Here is a 15,033-nt window from a genome sequence, read left to right on the forward strand (position 1 = left end):
GTTCGTGTCTGATTATAAAATTTTAATTGTAGATGATGAAGAACATATACAAGAACTTATAAAGTTTAATCTTGAAAATAACGGATATAGGGTTATTTGTGCTTCAAATGGTATGGAAGCTTTGAAGCTTGCAAAATCAGAAAAGCCAGATTTAGTTTTGTTAGATTTAATGCTGCCAGGCATAGATGGATATGATGTTTGTAAAGAAATTAGAAGAGAGAATAGTATTTCTAACATGCCAATTATCATGATAACTGCGAAAAGTGAGGAGTTGGATAAAATTTTAGGTTTAGAATTAGGGGCAGATGATTATATGACTAAACCATTTTCTGTAAGAGAGCTTTTGGCAAGAGTTAAAGCACTGCTTAGAAGAACATCTACACAGGCAATAGATATGTCTTATAAATTTGACAATATAACAGTAGATTTTGAAAAGCATGAGGTTACAAAAGAAGGAAAAAAAATAGATTTAACACTTAAAGAATTTGAAGTTTTAGAACTTCTAATTAAGAATAAGGGCAGAGTTATAACAAGAGAGTTTTTACTTGACAAAGTATGGGGATATGAATATATTGGAGAAACTAGAACTGTAGATGTTCATATTAGACATTTAAGGCAAAAAATTGAAGTGGATGATAAATGCCCAAAGTATATAGAAACAATAAGGGGTGTAGGTTATAGATTTAATGTAGGAGACTAAAATGAAGAAAAGGTTAATGTACTATATTTTAAGTGTTTTGGTTTTTAGCATAGCAGTTTTAACTATCTTTTTTGTAAGAATTATTAATTATCAGTTCAATGAAAATATAAGGCAGAATTTAATAAAAAATAATAATTTTATAATTAGTGTATTAAATACTGGTAATTTAATAAATATAGAAGATTTTTTTAAAAAAAACTTAAGTAATTTAGATATAAGAGTTACCTATATTGATGTAGATGGTAACGTCATAGTTGACTCAGTATTAGACAAAGAAACTATGAATAATCATAATGATAGGCCTGAAATAATAGAAGCTCGTAAACAAGGTAATGGTTATAGTTTAAGATATAGCAACTCAGTAAATAAAAATATGATGTATGTAGCTACGGCTTTTAAGGATGGATTCATAGTTAGGAGTGCCATGCCTGCATCCTTAATAGAAAGTTTTGAGGGTAGATATATAAAGTATTATTTAATTACTATAATTTTTGTATTTATAGCAGCTGCTGCTATATCATTTAGGCTAGCACATATAATTGTTGAGCCAATTAAAGATTTACAATATGTAACTTCAAGAGTAGCAAATGGAGAACTTTACAGGAGAATAAGATGTTTTTCAAATGATGAAATTGGAGAATTAGGAAAAACTTTTAATAATATGGCAGATAGGCTGCAAAATACTCTTAAAGAAGTTACTGACAAACAAAATAGGTTGGAAGCCATACTAAAGAGTATGGACAGTGGTGTTATTGCCATCGATAATAACTATAAAGTTATTATGATTAATCCTTATGCTAAGGAAATATTTGGTATAGATAAAGATATAATAGGTGAAAAACTTATAGATGTTACTAGAGATTTCGAATTTGAAAATATATTAAAATATAATATGGAAGAATACAAAGAAGTTAAAATTTTAAGACCTAAGGAAAGAGACTTGAGAGTAAGAACTGCAGATATAATAAGTGATCATAAACTTATTGGTACTGTAGCTGTAGTTCAAGATATTACTGACATTAAGAAACTTGAAAACATGAGATCTCAATTTGTGGCAAATGTTTCTCATGAGTTAAAAACGCCGTTAACATCTATAAAAGGATTTGCGGAAACCTTAAAATATGTAGAGGATAAAGAAAAGCGAGAAAAATTCTTAGGTATAATAAATGATGAAGCAGAAAGGCTTACAAGACTGATTAATGATATTCTAACATTATCGCACATAGAGCAGCATCGAGAAAGTAAAAATGAATTTATTAATATTAATGAAGCTATTGATGATGTATATAATTTAATGAAAAATACAGCTGAAGGCAAAAATATCAAATTAGAGGTTGTAGGAATAAAACTTCCTAAAATATTAGGAGACAGAGATAGGTTTAAGCAAATGTTAATAAATCTTGTAGATAATGCCATAAAATATTCTGAAGAAGAAGGTAAAGTTACTATTAGTAAAAATATAATTGATAATAATGTTGTACTTTGTGTTGAAGATACAGGAGTAGGTATGTCAAAAGAGCATCTTAATAGGATTTTTGAAAGGTTCTATAGAATAGATAAAGCAAGATCTAGAGCACAGGGTGGAACAGGACTAGGGCTTGCAATTGTTAAGCATATTGTTTTAAACTTTAACGGAACTATAAATGTTGAAAGTGAAGTAGGCGTTGGAACAAAATTTACAATATCTTTACCTATAAAGAAGATGGAATAGATACTATCTTCTTTTATTTTTTTAACTATTGAGTTTATAATTATAAAAATATGAACAAGCCTATAACCCTCCTTATTAGGAGGTTTTATTAATATATACGTATATTCCATTGACTAAAGTTTTTACATAATGTATTATAACAAGATGAATACATTGCCAAATTGGGAGTGAAGGTATGAAAAATAAAATTGTCAAGGTAAAACCAGGCAGTATAGCCGAAGAATTAGAAATAGATATTGGAGATAAACTGATTAGTATAAATGGCACTGAAGTAAAAGATATAATAGATTATAAATTTTTGTTGGCTGATGAATTTGTAATAGTTGAAATAGAAAAAAAAAATGGGGAAGTATGGGAGCTAGAAATTGAAAAAGAATATGATGAAGATTTAGGCGTTGAGTTCGAAAATTCTATTTTAGACTACGCAAGAAGCTGCTCAAATAAATGTTTGTTCTGCTTTATAGATCAACTGCCTAAAGGTATGAGAGAAACGCTTTATTTTAAAGATGATGATTCTAGGTTGTCATTTTTACAGGGAAACTTTGTAACTTTGACAAATATGAAGGATGAGGATATAGACAGGATTATTAGATATAGAATTAGTCCCATAAATGTTTCGGTTCATACTACTAATCCAGAGCTAAGAATTAAAATGTTAAATAACAGATTTGCAGGTAACATATATGAACGTTTAAAAAAACTTGCAGCAGCAGATATAGATATTAATTGTCAAATTGTACTTTGTCCTGGATTAAATAATGGGGAAGAATTAGAAAAAACAACTGAAGATTTATTTAAGCTTTATCCTTCTGTAAAAAATGTAGCTGCTGTTCCGGTAGGGGTAACTAAGTATAGAGAGGGTCTTTACAAAGTAACATTATATGATAAGGAAAGCAGCAGGAAAGAGATTATGAATGTTTTGAGGCTGCAGGAAAAGTATATGAAAAAAATTAATCAGCCTTTTATTCGGTTATCTGATGAGTTTTATGTAATGGCTGGTATGGAAGTCCCGGCAACTGAATTTTATGGAAATTTTGAGCAGCTAGAAGATGGTATAGGCATGATAAGAATATTTAGAAACAACATAGAAGAAACTCTTGAAAGTCTTAACCCAAATATATGTGGCAGCTTTACTATAGTCACAGGGGTATCTGGCTTTAAAGAACTTCAAAATGCAGCTAGAAAAATAAATAATTACAGCAAAAATATTACTATTAATGTAGTTAAAATAATCAATAAATTTTTTGGTGAAACTATAACTGTAGCTGGACTATTAACAGGTAAAGATTTAATAGAACAGATAAAAAATTCCAATTTAGGCGATTATGTTATAATACCTGTAAATATGCTTAGAAGTGGTGAAGAAGTGTTTCTAGACGATTTGACAATACAAGATGTAGAAACTGCTTTAGGTAGACAAATAATCGTGGCAGATTATACAGGAAAAGATTTAATTCATTTAATAAATAAATTTAGTAGGGAGGAAAATTAAATGGGTAAACCAATAGTGGCTGTAGTCGGAAGGCCAAATGTAGGAAAATCTACGCTTTTTAATAAAATTGCAGGAAAAAGAATTTCTATAGTTGAAAATACTCCAGGAGTAACTAGAGATAGGGTATATGCAGAAGCAGATTGGTTAAAGCATAATTTTACTCTTATAGATACAGGAGGAATTGAACCAGAAAGTGATGACATTATACTTGCCCAAATGAGACGTCAGGCTCAGATTGCAATTGATACAGCAACAGTTATAGTATTTATAGTTGATGGGAAAGAAGGGCTTACAGGAGCTGATGCTGAAGTTGCTCAGATGCTTAGAAAAAGCAAAAAACCAATAGTTTTAGTAGTGAATAAGATTGATAGTTTAAAAGAAGAAGAAAATGCTTATGAATTTTATAATTTAGGTATTGGTGATCCAATTACTATATCTGCTTCTCAAGGGTTAGGATTAGGTGATATGCTTGATAAGGTAGTATCTTATTTTCCAGAAGAATCTGAAGATGAAGAACAAGAAGAGTATATTAAAATTGCTATGATAGGTAAACCAAATGTGGGCAAATCTTCCCTTATAAATAAGCTTTTAGGAGAAGAAAGGGTTATAGTAAGCGATATACCTGGAACTACTAGAGATGCTATAGATAGTGCTCTTGAAACTGAAGAAGGAAAGTTTTTATTAATTGATACAGCAGGTTTAAGAAGAAAAAGTAAAATAAAAGAAGAAATTGAAAAATACAGTGCTATTAGAACTTTAGCTGCTATAGAAAGAGCAGATGTATGTATTCTTATGATTGATGCTGAAGAGGGCGTGTCAGAGCAAGATGAAAAAATAATAGGATATGCTCATGAGCAAGGAAAAGCTATAATGGTTATAGTAAATAAATGGGATTTAATCGAAAAAGATGACAAGACATTAGACAAATATAAGAAAACCTTGCAGCACAGCTTATCATTTATTGATTATGCACCATATTTGTTTATATCTGCTAAAACTGGTCAAAGAGTACATAAGGTATTAGAAATGGCAAAACAGTGTTATGATAATTTTACAAAGCGTGTTTCTACAGGTGTACTAAATGACGTGATTAATAAAGCGGTATTAATGAAAGAGCCTCCTATTGTAGGGTTAAAAAGATTAAAAATCTATTATGTTACACAAGTTGAAACTAAGCCGCCTACATTTGTATTCTTTGTAAATGATCCAAATGCACTTCACTTTTCTTATGAGAGATATCTTTCTAATCAGTTAAGAGAAAGCTTTGATTTTAAAGGTACTTCTATTAAAATAATATTTAGAGAAAGGAAAGAATAGAATGAGTGCAAAAGTTGCTTTTTTAGGAGGAGGTAGTTTTGGTACTGCCTTAAGTATAATGCTTGCTAAAAAAGGCTTGATGGTAAATATTTGGGATAGAGATCAGCATGTTATAGATGATATAAATGTAAAAAAAGAAAATATAAAATATCTTCCCAATATAACTATTCCTTATAATGTTAAAGGGTTTACAAACTTAGAAGAAGCTATTCGTGATACCGAATTTATAGTTTTAGCCGTACCTTCCCATGTAATAAGAACTTTATGCAAACAAATCAGTAGCAAAGTAAAAAGAAATCAGATAATAATAAATATTGCTAAGGGCATAGAAGAAGAAACTCTTAAAAGACTTTCAGAAGTAATAGAAGAAGAACTTCCCAATAATCAGGTTGTAGTATTATCAGGTCCTAGTCATGCTGAAGAAGTAGCTGCTGATATACCTACAGTTGTTGTTGTTACTTCGAAAGATATGAAAAGTGCGGAAAAAGTACAAGATGTATTTATGACAAATAAGTTTAGAGTTTATACAAATGATGATATTATCGGTATTGAAATAGGTGGTGCTGTAAAAAATATTATAGCTTTAGCTGCTGGAATTTCTGATGGTATTGGTTATGGTGATAATACTAAAGCTGCACTTATGACAAGAGGTATGAGTGAAATTATAAGAATTGGCACAAAGCTTGGAGGTAAAAAAGAAACATTTTCAGGACTTACTGGAATGGGTGATCTCATAGTAACTTGTACAAGTATGCATAGTAGAAATAGAAGAGCAGGAATATTAATTGGTAAAGGAATTCCTGTAGAGGAAGCTATAAAAGAAATAGGCATGGTAGTTGAAGGGATAAAAGCCTGTAAAGCATTTTATCAACTGAAGGAAAAATTAAATGTATCTATGCCAATAACAGATGTTTTGCATAAAGTTATATTTGAAGGGAAAGATCCTAAATATGGAGTTTACGAATTGATGTCCCGTGATAAAAAAGATGAAATTTATAAAATATAAGTTTTTGTAAAAATAAGTTATATTTTTTTTCATCTCCCAATATATATATAGTGTTAATATGTATTTATTGGGAGGGTATGCGTTGGAAAATTTCGATATATATAAGGACATAGCCGAGAGAACGCAAGGGGATATTTATGTTGGAGTAGTTGGACCTGTTAGGACAGGAAAATCGTCTTTTATTAAAAGATTTATGGATTTAATGGTTATACCTAATATTGAAAACTCCTACAAAAAACAAAGAGCTAAAGATGAATTGCCGCAAAGTGCATCTGGAAAATCAATACATACTACCGAACCTAAATTTGTTCCAAATGAAGCTGTTGAGATACATCTTGGAGACGGAACTAAGTTTAAAGTTAGAATGGTAGACTGTGTTGGCTATATCGTTAAAGGTGCTGCAGGATATACAGAAGGCAATGGAGCAAAAATGGTTACTACCCCATGGTATGATCAAGAAATACCTTTTGAAGAAGCTGCTGAGATAGGAACAAAAAAGGTTATAAATGAGCATTCTACTATAGGTTTAGTTATAACTACAGATGGTTCAATTACAGATATTCCTAGAGAAGATTATATAGAAGCTGAAGAAAGAGTAATAAATGAATTAAAGGCAATAAATAAACCATTTATTATAATTTTAAATTCATCACAAGCTAAGGAACCAAAAACAATAGATTTAGGAAGAGAGTTAGAAGTTAAATATGATGTTCCAGTTCAAGTTATGGATGTTGTAAATATGAAGGAAGAGGATATAGCTAAAGTATTTCAAATTGTGCTTAAAGAGTTTCCTATTTCAGAAATTAACATAGATATTCCTGAATGGATCGAAAAACTAGATTCCAAACATTGGCTTAAAGTTAATTTCTTTAATCTGGTAAAAGATATGTGTAATAAAGTATACAAGGTTAGAGATGTAAAGCGTTCATTGGATGACTTTAAGGAAATAGAGTTTTTAGACGTAGCTAATATTAGCGAAATTAATATGGGTAATGGTATTGCTAGGGTGGCTTTAAATCCTAAAAATAGTTTGTTTTACAAAGTATTAAGCGAGGTTTGCGGCTGCGAAGTAAAAGGTGAAAATGAACTATTATCAATTATGCAGGAATTAAATAAAGCTAAAGTAGAATATGATAAGGTGGCTCAAGCATTAAGAGATGTAAAAGAAACTGGATACGGTCTGGTTGCTCCACAATTATCCGAAATGAAGCTTGAGGAGCCTGAGTTTGTAAAACAAGGTAATAGATGCGTAGTTAAGCTTAAGGCAAGTGCTCCTTCTCTTCACTTTATAAAAGCCGATATTGAAAGTGAAATATCTCCAATTATGGGAACTGAGAAGCAAAGTGAAGAATTGATGAAATCTCTTCTAGATCAATTTGAAAATGATAAAACAAAGATTTGGCAGAGCAATATGTTTGGCAAGCCTTTAGAAATATTAGTTAAAGAAGAACTTCAAAATAAGTTATACAAGATGCCTGAAGACGTACAAGTAAAACTTCAAAAGACTCTTCAGAAGATTATTAACGAAGGTACTGGCGGTTTAATTTGTATAATATTATAATTGAAATAGTTAATATAAATTAGGCATGCAAATATTTTGTATGTCTAATTTATATTGATTTTTAATAATGTTGTGTTATAATATTGTTATTACCTGGGTATGGCGCAGATGGTAGCGCGCTAGAATGGGGTTCTAGAGGTCGCAGGTTCAAATCCTGTTACCCAGACCATTAAGAAGGCTGTAAAATCAATACCTTACAGCCTTCTTATTTTTTTATTATTTAGCATAAAATTAACTTTTGACCATAAATCGACCATAATTGGTTATTTATTAAATAATGCTTTTTCTAATTTTAAAGCTGCTTCTTCCTGCATAATAGGAAGTACGTGACTATAGGTATCTAATGTCATATCTATTTTACTGTGTCCTAATCTTTCAGAAACTATCTTAGGATTTACACCTTGCATTAAAAGTAAAGTTGCATGAGTATGTCTAAGGTCATGAAAGCGTATTAAAGGCAGTTCACACTTAATTAAAAGTTTTCTAAAAGTGTGTGTTACATAATCAGGTTTTAAATAACTTCCATCTCCCCAACAACATACATAATCAGGCTCATCATCATTAAGTTTTATAATTTTTCTGTTTTCTTTATAGTGTTTAAGTTCACTTATTGCAGTAGGCAGTAGTGCTATGGTTCTAACTGACATATCTGTCTTAGGTGTAACTAATTTTGTTTCTTTACCTATTTTTGTCAAATTATGTTTTACCCTTATAATACCTTTTTCTAAGTCTACATCTTCCCATAGAAGTCCCAAAATTTCTCCTCTACGCATACCACAAGTTATAGCAAGTAATAAAGGAATATACATAACTTTAAATTCACTTGATTTTGTATAATTTAAAAGAAGTTCAACTTCATTAGGTTTTAATACTCCTATTTTCGCTTTAGAAGGCTTTGGCGGCTCTACAGCTAAGCAAGGGTTGTTTTGTATTACCTGCCACTTAACAGCTTGATTTAAAGCGATATTAAGAATATTGTAGTAATGTCTAACTGATGTATTGGATAGGGTATTATCTTTAAGCTTGTCCGTTAAAAAATTTTGTATTTGCATAGTTTTAAGCTTATCTAATTTTATTTTCCCAAGAGCAGGAGTTAACACTCTTTCAGCAATATCTTTATAAAATACATATGTGCTTTCTGTTATGTTATGTTTTACATTCTCAAGCCATTGTTTTAAATATGTTTCAAGTGTAATCTTACTTTCCTCAAAGTATTCGCCTTTGTTAATTTTAGTTTCTAATTCCATCATGGCGGCTTGACACTCTTTTTTAGTTTTAAATCCACCTTTAGACTTTTGTTTGTATTTCATTGTTACAGGGTCAAGTCCTAAGCTTACAGTAAATGACCAACCATTATCTTTTTTTCTTATGTATCCCATACTTATCCCTCCATAGTTAATTTTAACTTAGGAGCTTGTACATTATTTTTTAAAATCTTATTATTGTCTTGTTTACCGATATGATTTTGTTGGAAAATAACTTGTCCATTTACAATAATGTACTCAATACCTTTTATCATGTGCATCTATCCCCCAATCAAAAGAACACGAGAACATAAGTTCGGTGAAATGCTAACTATATTTTACCACTTTTAAAGGAAAATGCAAACGAAATAAGGGAACATACTGTTAATAAATTGTTAAGTTAATTTATGTAAAAAATACTTAAAAATTAAATAAAAAAGCCTAGCATATGCTAAGCTTTAGAGTTAGTAATTCCAATTAATTTATTATTTTAAATAGTATGATTAATAATATTTTTGGTATCAAGTTCAAAAACTTGATTAGAAAGTTTATCTACGATAGTATTAATATCTTTTATTCATTCTCCTTTATTTTCAACCTTGTTTCTTTTCATTTAGAAGTCTTTCAAATTCAATAACCTTTGTATCAGTTTTTGCAGTTTTAGAAGTAAGAGTATTAACATCAATTTGCAAATCATCAACTTTATTGTTTAATTTAATAAAGTTTTCACTCAAAGATTTAGAAGTATTACTAACTGCAAGTTCTATAATATCTAATCTTTCTCCTAATGTTTTTCCTTCTTTGTTTTTAGCTCGGTCCAATTGTTCAGAAAATGATTGTTGTATTTCAGCTAATGTTACTACTTTTGTTTTTATGTCTTCTTGAGCTGTTTCAATTTTAGTTAATCGAATATTTATTTCTTTAATCTCACCCTTAATATTGTTAATCTCACCCTTAATATTGTTAATCTCACCCTTAATATTGTTAATTTCGTATTTTATACCGCTAAAACCTTCATGCATTTCAGAATACATTTTTGTCATTAATTCAAATATCTTTTCATTTTCCATTTAAAAATCCTCCTATGTGTTTTTCTTTTTAAACTTTTCCCAGTCTATACCAAGTTGTTCTTTGAGTGTTTTTAATACTTCCAGTACTTCTTCATGAGTAAGTCCATCTGGATACACTTCTTTGTTTACTTCTATCTGTATTTCATTACCATCTATATTGTCGTTTACTAATATTCCTTTTGGATTGTCTGTTCTACATAGGAGGTAGTCTAAACTTACGTTAAAGTAGTCAGCAATTTTAATTAAAGTTTCTTTATCTGGGAAACGGTCATCACTTTCCCATTTCGCTACACCAACATTTGTTACATTTAATAATTTGCCTAATTCGCTTTGAGTTAATTCTTTTTCAGTTCTTAGTTTTCTTAATCTGTAACCGAATGTTTCCATATCAATCCCTCCATTTATCTTAATTATAACAGTTTGCTAAATACTTAAAATATTTTTTAGCAAAATGCATAATTTTTTTTAAAAAAGTTTTAAAATAGTATTGACATTAGCATATTGCTAAGTTATTATATTAACATAAAGTTAGCAAATTGCTAATAAAATTGGAGGTGTATATATGAATGACAGATTGATAGCTTACAGAAAACTTATAAAACTAAATCAGTCAGAAATGGCACGGAAATTAAATATTTCACTAACAAGCTACAATCGTAAAGAAAAAGGTAAAAGGTCTTTCACTCAACAAGAAATGTTAGAAATTACAAAACTTATAAAAGAATATGTGCCAGATATAACTATGGACGATATTTTTTTTGATTCTTATATTAGCAAATTGCTAAATATGCATACTGCTAATTAATACTCTACTAGTTTATACATTTATGAAAGGAATTAAATTGGTAAAGAGAGAGAAAAAAGAAAAAGACACCTATTTAAGTGTCTTAATGAATAGGGAATTAACATATTACATGAAAAATATTATTTAATTCTTTTAAGTGTGAAAACTTCATTTTCTTGGGCTGATAAACGGTTATCAAGTTTTTTAATATCGTCCCACATAAATTTGAGTTCAGCTTTAATTTCTTGTTGACCTTTTTCAAGTTTTGCTTGACCTGCTTCAAGTTTTGCTTGACCTGCTTCAAGTTTTGCTTGACCTTTTTCAAGTTTTGCTTGACCTGCTTTAAGTTCCTTGATGTCAGTTTCCATAGAATTAAGTTTTTCAAGTATTTGTTTTAATATTTGTTCCATTGTAACAGCTCCTTTAATAACATATAAGGATTTTCTAAGTTATCTGGTTGATGAAACTTTACGCTCAAGATTAAATAAAGTTTTTTCAGTTTGAGTTTCCTTATGAGTTAAGAATTCAACATCATTTTGGATTTGAACAAGTGTCTTAATAACTTCAGTATGATACTCAGTGAGGTCGGCAGTTTGGTTATAAACAGCAGATAGTTTTGTCTTAATATCTGATACATCAAGTTGAATTTGATTTTGAGAGCTTTCAATATTGCTTACCTTTATAGTAAGTTCATTAACTGTGTTAGCTAATTGAGTTAGAATTTGTAATATTTTTTCTTCATTGTTCATTTAAAACACGCTCCTTTAATTAGTCTATTTACATTATACACTACTTAATAGACTTTATGAACTTGGAGAGTAATTCCAGTTGCTCTGGGGTTAAATCTTTGTTTTGTTCAATAAAATCTTTAAAATGTGATGGAATTAAATTATTGGTATTATCATTAAAAAATTCTGTTAAAGAGATATCAAAAATGTTACAGAGTTTAAAAATCGTATCAAATGTAGCTGTATTTACATTGTTTTCAATTCTAGACAATTGAGGTTGAGATATTCCTATTTTGGAAGCTAATTCACTAGAAGTTATGTTATTTATATTTCTAAGTTCTTTAATACGAGAACCTATGTCAAACATTCTATACACCACCATTCTAATATACGTTATACGAATATTAATATATTTTAATATTAATAGATTTCAAGAGAAAATACAAGGTAAAGAAAGATAATTTGACATAATATACCCTAAACGCATAATATTATGTTTTAATTTATACGTAAAACGTATATAATAGAAGTATATCAATAAGGAGGTGACAAGGTGGCTGTAGGTATAAATATTAAAAATATCAGATTGAGTAAGAAAATAACTCAAAAAGACTTATCCAATAAAACAAAAATTAATCAATCAATTATAAGTAGGTATGAAAACGGAACTATAGTCCCACCAATACCTAAACTTGAAATAATAGCAAATGCATTAGGAGTAAAACCAACTGACTTACTAGACACCGCATAATTATTTTATGCAGAAACACAAGAAATAAAGTGGGAAAGGGAGGGGAAAAAGTGGAGAACCATTTACAAATATTTAAAGAACAACAGTTAATCCCAGTTAATGAAAATGAAGCTGGCGAGGTAATTTTAAGTGGTAGAGATTTACACGAGTTTTTAGAAGTAAAAACAAAGTATATGGATTGGTTTAACAGAATGATTGAATATGGATTTGCTGAAAATATTGACTATATAATGGTTACTCAAAAAAGAGAAACCAATAATCCTAAGAATCCATTTACCGAAATAACTGATCACATTATCAAATTAGATATGGCAAAAGAATTAGCAATGATTCAAAGAAATGAAAAAGGCAAACAAGCAAGACAGTATTTCATAGCAGTAGAAAAAGCATGGAATAGCCCAGAAATGATAATGAAAAGAGCTTTAGAGATTGCTAATAGAAGAGTTGAAAACTTGAAATTAGAAAATGAGCTACAAAAGCAACAACTTGAGGAACAAAAGCCAAAAGTAATATTTGCGGACGCAGTATCAGCTTCACATACATCAATACTTGTGGGAGAGCTTGCAAAACTATTAAATCAAAATGGTATTAATATAGGTCAAAATAGGTTATTTGATTGGCTGAGGGATAATGGATATTTAATTAAGAGGAAAGGAACAGATTATAATATGCCAACTCAGTACAGTATGGACTTAGGTTTATTTGAAGTTAAAGAAACATCAATAACACATTCAGATGGACATATAAGTATAAGTAAGACACCAAAAGTTACTGGTAAAGGGCAGATTTATTTTATAAATAAATTTAAAAGCGAAACATCATTTAAAGAAGTAGCCTGCACAATATAAAAAATAAAGGCTTAGAAAGCCTTATTTAACAATTTGAAGTTTCTTTTTAATGCTATATACTTCTTTTTCAGTCTGATTTTCTTTATGAGTTAAAAAATCAATATCATCTTTTAAATCATCAAATTTTTGATTTAATAAAGTAATATCTTCACAAGTCTTAGCAGTTTGGTTATAGACAGAATTTAGTTTAGTTTCAATATTACTAAGACGTTGGTTAGTATCTGTTTGGTTTGATTTAAGTGTTTCAACATCAGATTTAATTTGCTCGAGGTGTCCTAAAATTTGCATTAATATTTTTTCAGTATTTTCCATAGCTAATCATCCTTTCTTTAATATGCAATATTATTATACCTCATTTTAACGTCTTAATAAACTCCGCAAGTTTTACCAACTGCTCTGGAGTAAGCTCTTTAGCATTCTCTAGTAGTTCTTTGAGTTCAGGTGTTAATGCTATGGGTTCTGTTCCTTCGTTAAAGAAGTCGGAGAGGGTTATATTTAAAACTGCACAGATTTTCTCAAGAGTATCATATGAAGGTTTTTTAGTTCCGTTTTCGATATAACTTAAAAATACAGAACTAATACCCAAAAGATTAGCAAATTCACCAGATTTATAATTATTATTTGTTCGTAGCTCTTTTATACGAGTACCAATATCCATAATATCACCCACTTAAAATATAAACTAATAGTTTATATAATTATAATTTATAAAATATGTAAATTCAAGATAATAAGAGATTTTAAGAGAAATAGAAAGATATTTTGCTATATTAATAAACCCTTAGTTTAAATAAATTTTGAATATTTTAAACCATAGGTTTAATATATAAACATAAGGAGGCGATAAAGTGTTTAGGATTAAAGAAGCTCGACAAAAAGCAGGGCTTACACAAAACCAACTAGCAATAAAAGTTGGAGTTAGTCAAATTTATATATCTTATATAGAAAACAACCATAAAACGCCCTCATTTGATTTACTAGAGCGAATAGCAAAAGAGCTTCATACCTCTGTAAAAAGTCTTATAGAGGATAGTGCTTAGTTTATTTTATGCAGTTATTAGAATTTTAATAATAAACGGAGGGATGGAATAAAAAAAGACACCTATTTAAGTGTCTTAATGAATTTGGTTAATTGCTCTAGTTGTTCTGGAGTAAGCTCTTTAGCATTCTCTAGTAGCTCTTTGAGTTCTGGTGTTAATGCTATGGGTTCTGTTCCTTCGTTGAAGAAGTCGGAGAGGGTTATATTTAAAACTTCACAGATTTTTTCAAGGGTAGGAAGAGTAGGGATATAGCGATTGTTTTCTAAACTGCTCATAAATTCTCGAGTTATTTCAATTTCTTTAGCAAGAGCAGTAATAGTTAGGTTTTTAGACTTCCTTAATTCTCTAATTCTTTGACCTATATCCATACTATAAACCTCCAATGTAAAGTATAACTTAACATCAGTATAAATTAAATAATTTAAAAATTCAAGATAATAGAAGAAAAATAAAGAAAAAACGGAATAAGAGCGTAATAATTGTTAAGTATTGCTTAACATAAGATTTGAAAAATGTAAAGCGATACTTCATAATATAAACATAAGGAGGCGATAAAGTGTTTAGGATTAAAGAAGCTCGACAAAAAGCAGGGCTTACACAAACACAGTTAGCTGAAAAAGTTATGGTTACAAGAGAATATATATCTCTTGTGGAAAACAACCATTACAAACCATCTATAAGTTTACTTGAGCGAATAGCAAAAGAGCTTCATACCTCTGTAAAAAGTCTTATAGAGGATAGTGCTTAGTTTATTTTATGCAGTTATTAGAATTTTAATAAT

21 protein-coding genes and 1 tRNA gene are annotated in these 15,033 nt (G+C 29.5%); 12 read left to right on the forward strand and 10 right to left on the reverse strand.

Annotated elements, in window-relative coordinates:
* Nucleotides 1-4 precede the first annotated feature (4 nt).
* The 7 genes from M2651_RS05520 to M2651_RS05550 all read left to right on the forward strand — a co-directional run bounded on the left by M2651_RS05520 (nucleotide 5) and on the right by M2651_RS05550 (nucleotide 7,956).
* The gene (locus tag M2651_RS05520; protein WP_252131348.1) at nucleotides 5-700 is read left to right on the forward strand and encodes a response regulator transcription factor; all 696 of its coding nucleotides are present in this window, start codon (nucleotides 5-7) and stop codon (nucleotides 698-700) included.
* Between the two features lies 1 nt (nucleotide 701).
* Nucleotides 702-2,411 (forward strand): two-component system histidine kinase PnpS, encoded by a 1,710-nt coding sequence (pnpS, locus tag M2651_RS05525; RefSeq protein WP_252131349.1) that lies wholly within the window; start codon nucleotides 702-704, stop codon nucleotides 2,409-2,411.
* A gap of 175 nt (nucleotides 2,412-2,586) precedes the next feature.
* On the forward strand, nucleotides 2,587-3,903 hold the full coding sequence (locus M2651_RS05530; RefSeq protein WP_252131350.1) for a DUF512 domain-containing protein: 1,317 nt from the start codon (nucleotides 2,587-2,589) through the stop codon (nucleotides 3,901-3,903).
* Nucleotides 3,904-5,220 (forward strand): ribosome biogenesis GTPase Der, encoded by a 1,317-nt coding sequence (der, locus tag M2651_RS05535; protein WP_252131351.1) that lies wholly within the window; start codon nucleotides 3,904-3,906, stop codon nucleotides 5,218-5,220. It abuts the gene before it with no gap.
* 1 nt (nucleotide 5,221) lies between these two features.
* Entirely contained in the window at nucleotides 5,222-6,226 is a 1,005-nt protein-coding gene (locus M2651_RS05540; RefSeq protein ID WP_252131352.1) for an NAD(P)H-dependent glycerol-3-phosphate dehydrogenase, read from the forward strand.
* Nucleotides 6,227-6,308: 82 nt separating this feature from the next.
* The gene (gene spoIVA, locus M2651_RS05545; protein WP_252131353.1) at nucleotides 6,309-7,787 is read left to right on the forward strand and encodes a stage IV sporulation protein A; all 1,479 of its coding nucleotides are present in this window, start codon (nucleotides 6,309-6,311) and stop codon (nucleotides 7,785-7,787) included.
* Between the two features lie 93 nt (nucleotides 7,788-7,880).
* Nucleotides 7,881-7,956, forward strand: a tRNA-Pro gene (locus tag M2651_RS05550).
* A 94-nt stretch (nucleotides 7,957-8,050) separates the two neighbouring features.
* Here M2651_RS05550 and M2651_RS05555 read toward each other — a convergent pair.
* From M2651_RS05555 to M2651_RS05570, 4 genes are all read right to left on the reverse strand, one after another.
* Nucleotides 8,051-9,166: a site-specific integrase gene (locus M2651_RS05555; RefSeq protein ID WP_252131354.1), complete on the reverse strand. Its 1,116-nt coding sequence runs from the start codon at nucleotides 9,164-9,166 to the stop codon at nucleotides 8,051-8,053.
* A gap of 2 nt (nucleotides 9,167-9,168) precedes the next feature.
* The gene (locus tag M2651_RS05560) at nucleotides 9,169-9,306 is read right to left on the reverse strand and encodes a hypothetical protein (RefSeq protein ID WP_252131355.1); all 138 of its coding nucleotides are present in this window, start codon (nucleotides 9,304-9,306) and stop codon (nucleotides 9,169-9,171) included.
* 318 nt (nucleotides 9,307-9,624) lie between these two features.
* Nucleotides 9,625-10,101, reverse strand: a complete 477-nt coding sequence (locus tag M2651_RS05565; RefSeq protein ID WP_252131356.1) for a hypothetical protein — start codon at nucleotides 10,099-10,101, stop codon at nucleotides 9,625-9,627.
* A 12-nt stretch (nucleotides 10,102-10,113) separates the two neighbouring features.
* Complete coding sequence (locus tag M2651_RS05570) at nucleotides 10,114-10,488, reverse strand: helix-turn-helix domain-containing protein (RefSeq protein WP_252131357.1); 375 nt, start codon at nucleotides 10,486-10,488, stop codon at nucleotides 10,114-10,116.
* A 175-nt stretch (nucleotides 10,489-10,663) separates the two neighbouring features.
* Between M2651_RS05570 and M2651_RS05575 the strand changes: the two genes are divergently transcribed.
* Nucleotides 10,664-10,906: a helix-turn-helix transcriptional regulator gene (locus M2651_RS05575; RefSeq protein WP_252131358.1), complete on the forward strand. Its 243-nt coding sequence runs from the start codon at nucleotides 10,664-10,666 to the stop codon at nucleotides 10,904-10,906.
* A gap of 119 nt (nucleotides 10,907-11,025) precedes the next feature.
* Here M2651_RS05575 and M2651_RS05580 read toward each other — a convergent pair whose 3' ends face one another.
* Genes M2651_RS05580 through M2651_RS05590 form a run of 3 tightly spaced genes read right to left on the reverse strand, consistent with a single transcriptional unit; the run spans nucleotide 11,026 to nucleotide 11,980 of the window.
* Nucleotides 11,026-11,295, reverse strand: coding sequence for a hypothetical protein (locus M2651_RS05580; RefSeq protein ID WP_252131359.1), 270 nt, complete (start codon nucleotides 11,293-11,295; stop codon nucleotides 11,026-11,028).
* Nucleotides 11,296-11,334: 39 nt separating this feature from the next.
* Nucleotides 11,335-11,634 carry a hypothetical protein gene (locus M2651_RS05585; RefSeq protein WP_252131360.1) on the reverse strand — a complete coding sequence of 100 codons (300 nt, stop codon included), beginning with the start codon at nucleotides 11,632-11,634 and terminating at the stop codon, nucleotides 11,335-11,337.
* Nucleotides 11,635-11,674: 40 nt separating this feature from the next.
* Nucleotides 11,675-11,980 (reverse strand): helix-turn-helix domain-containing protein, encoded by a 306-nt coding sequence (locus M2651_RS05590; RefSeq protein ID WP_252131361.1) that lies wholly within the window; start codon nucleotides 11,978-11,980, stop codon nucleotides 11,675-11,677.
* 186 nt (nucleotides 11,981-12,166) lie between these two features.
* Here M2651_RS05590 and M2651_RS05595 point away from each other — a divergent pair, with 186 nt between their 5' ends.
* Together M2651_RS05595 and M2651_RS05600 are read left to right on the forward strand one after the other, a co-directional pair.
* A complete protein-coding gene (locus tag M2651_RS05595; RefSeq protein ID WP_252131362.1) occupies nucleotides 12,167-12,364 on the forward strand; it encodes a helix-turn-helix domain-containing protein in 198 nt (65 codons plus the stop codon).
* A gap of 50 nt (nucleotides 12,365-12,414) precedes the next feature.
* On the forward strand, nucleotides 12,415-13,212 hold the full coding sequence (locus M2651_RS05600; RefSeq protein ID WP_252131363.1) for a phage antirepressor KilAC domain-containing protein: 798 nt from the start codon (nucleotides 12,415-12,417) through the stop codon (nucleotides 13,210-13,212).
* Between the two features lie 21 nt (nucleotides 13,213-13,233).
* Here the strand turns inward: M2651_RS05600 and M2651_RS05605 are convergent, their stop codons facing one another.
* Both M2651_RS05605 and M2651_RS05610 read right to left on the reverse strand, forming a co-directional pair.
* On the reverse strand, nucleotides 13,234-13,524 hold the full coding sequence (locus tag M2651_RS05605; RefSeq protein WP_252131364.1) for a hypothetical protein: 291 nt from the start codon (nucleotides 13,522-13,524) through the stop codon (nucleotides 13,234-13,236).
* Nucleotides 13,525-13,564: 40 nt separating this feature from the next.
* Complete coding sequence (locus M2651_RS05610) at nucleotides 13,565-13,870, reverse strand: helix-turn-helix domain-containing protein (RefSeq protein WP_252131365.1); 306 nt, start codon at nucleotides 13,868-13,870, stop codon at nucleotides 13,565-13,567.
* A 190-nt stretch (nucleotides 13,871-14,060) separates the two neighbouring features.
* On the opposite strand from M2651_RS05610, the gene M2651_RS05615 reads away from it, so the two are divergent.
* The gene (locus M2651_RS05615) at nucleotides 14,061-14,252 is read left to right on the forward strand and encodes a helix-turn-helix domain-containing protein (RefSeq protein WP_252131366.1); all 192 of its coding nucleotides are present in this window, start codon (nucleotides 14,061-14,063) and stop codon (nucleotides 14,250-14,252) included.
* 62 nt (nucleotides 14,253-14,314) lie between these two features.
* Here M2651_RS05615 and M2651_RS05620 read toward each other — a convergent pair whose 3' ends face one another.
* The gene (locus M2651_RS05620; RefSeq protein ID WP_252131367.1) at nucleotides 14,315-14,620 is read right to left on the reverse strand and encodes a helix-turn-helix domain-containing protein; all 306 of its coding nucleotides are present in this window, start codon (nucleotides 14,618-14,620) and stop codon (nucleotides 14,315-14,317) included.
* 188 nt (nucleotides 14,621-14,808) lie between these two features.
* Between M2651_RS05620 and M2651_RS05625 the strand changes: the two genes are divergently transcribed.
* Nucleotides 14,809-15,000 (forward strand): helix-turn-helix transcriptional regulator, encoded by a 192-nt coding sequence (locus tag M2651_RS05625; RefSeq protein ID WP_252131368.1) that lies wholly within the window; start codon nucleotides 14,809-14,811, stop codon nucleotides 14,998-15,000.
* The last annotated feature ends 33 nt before the right edge of the window (nucleotides 15,001-15,033 follow it).

It is taken from the genome of Clostridium caldaquaticum, assembly GCF_023806125.1.
In the GTDB taxonomy this organism is placed as follows: domain Bacteria; phylum Bacillota; class Clostridia; order Clostridiales; family Clostridiaceae; genus Clostridium_AT; species Clostridium_AT caldaquaticum.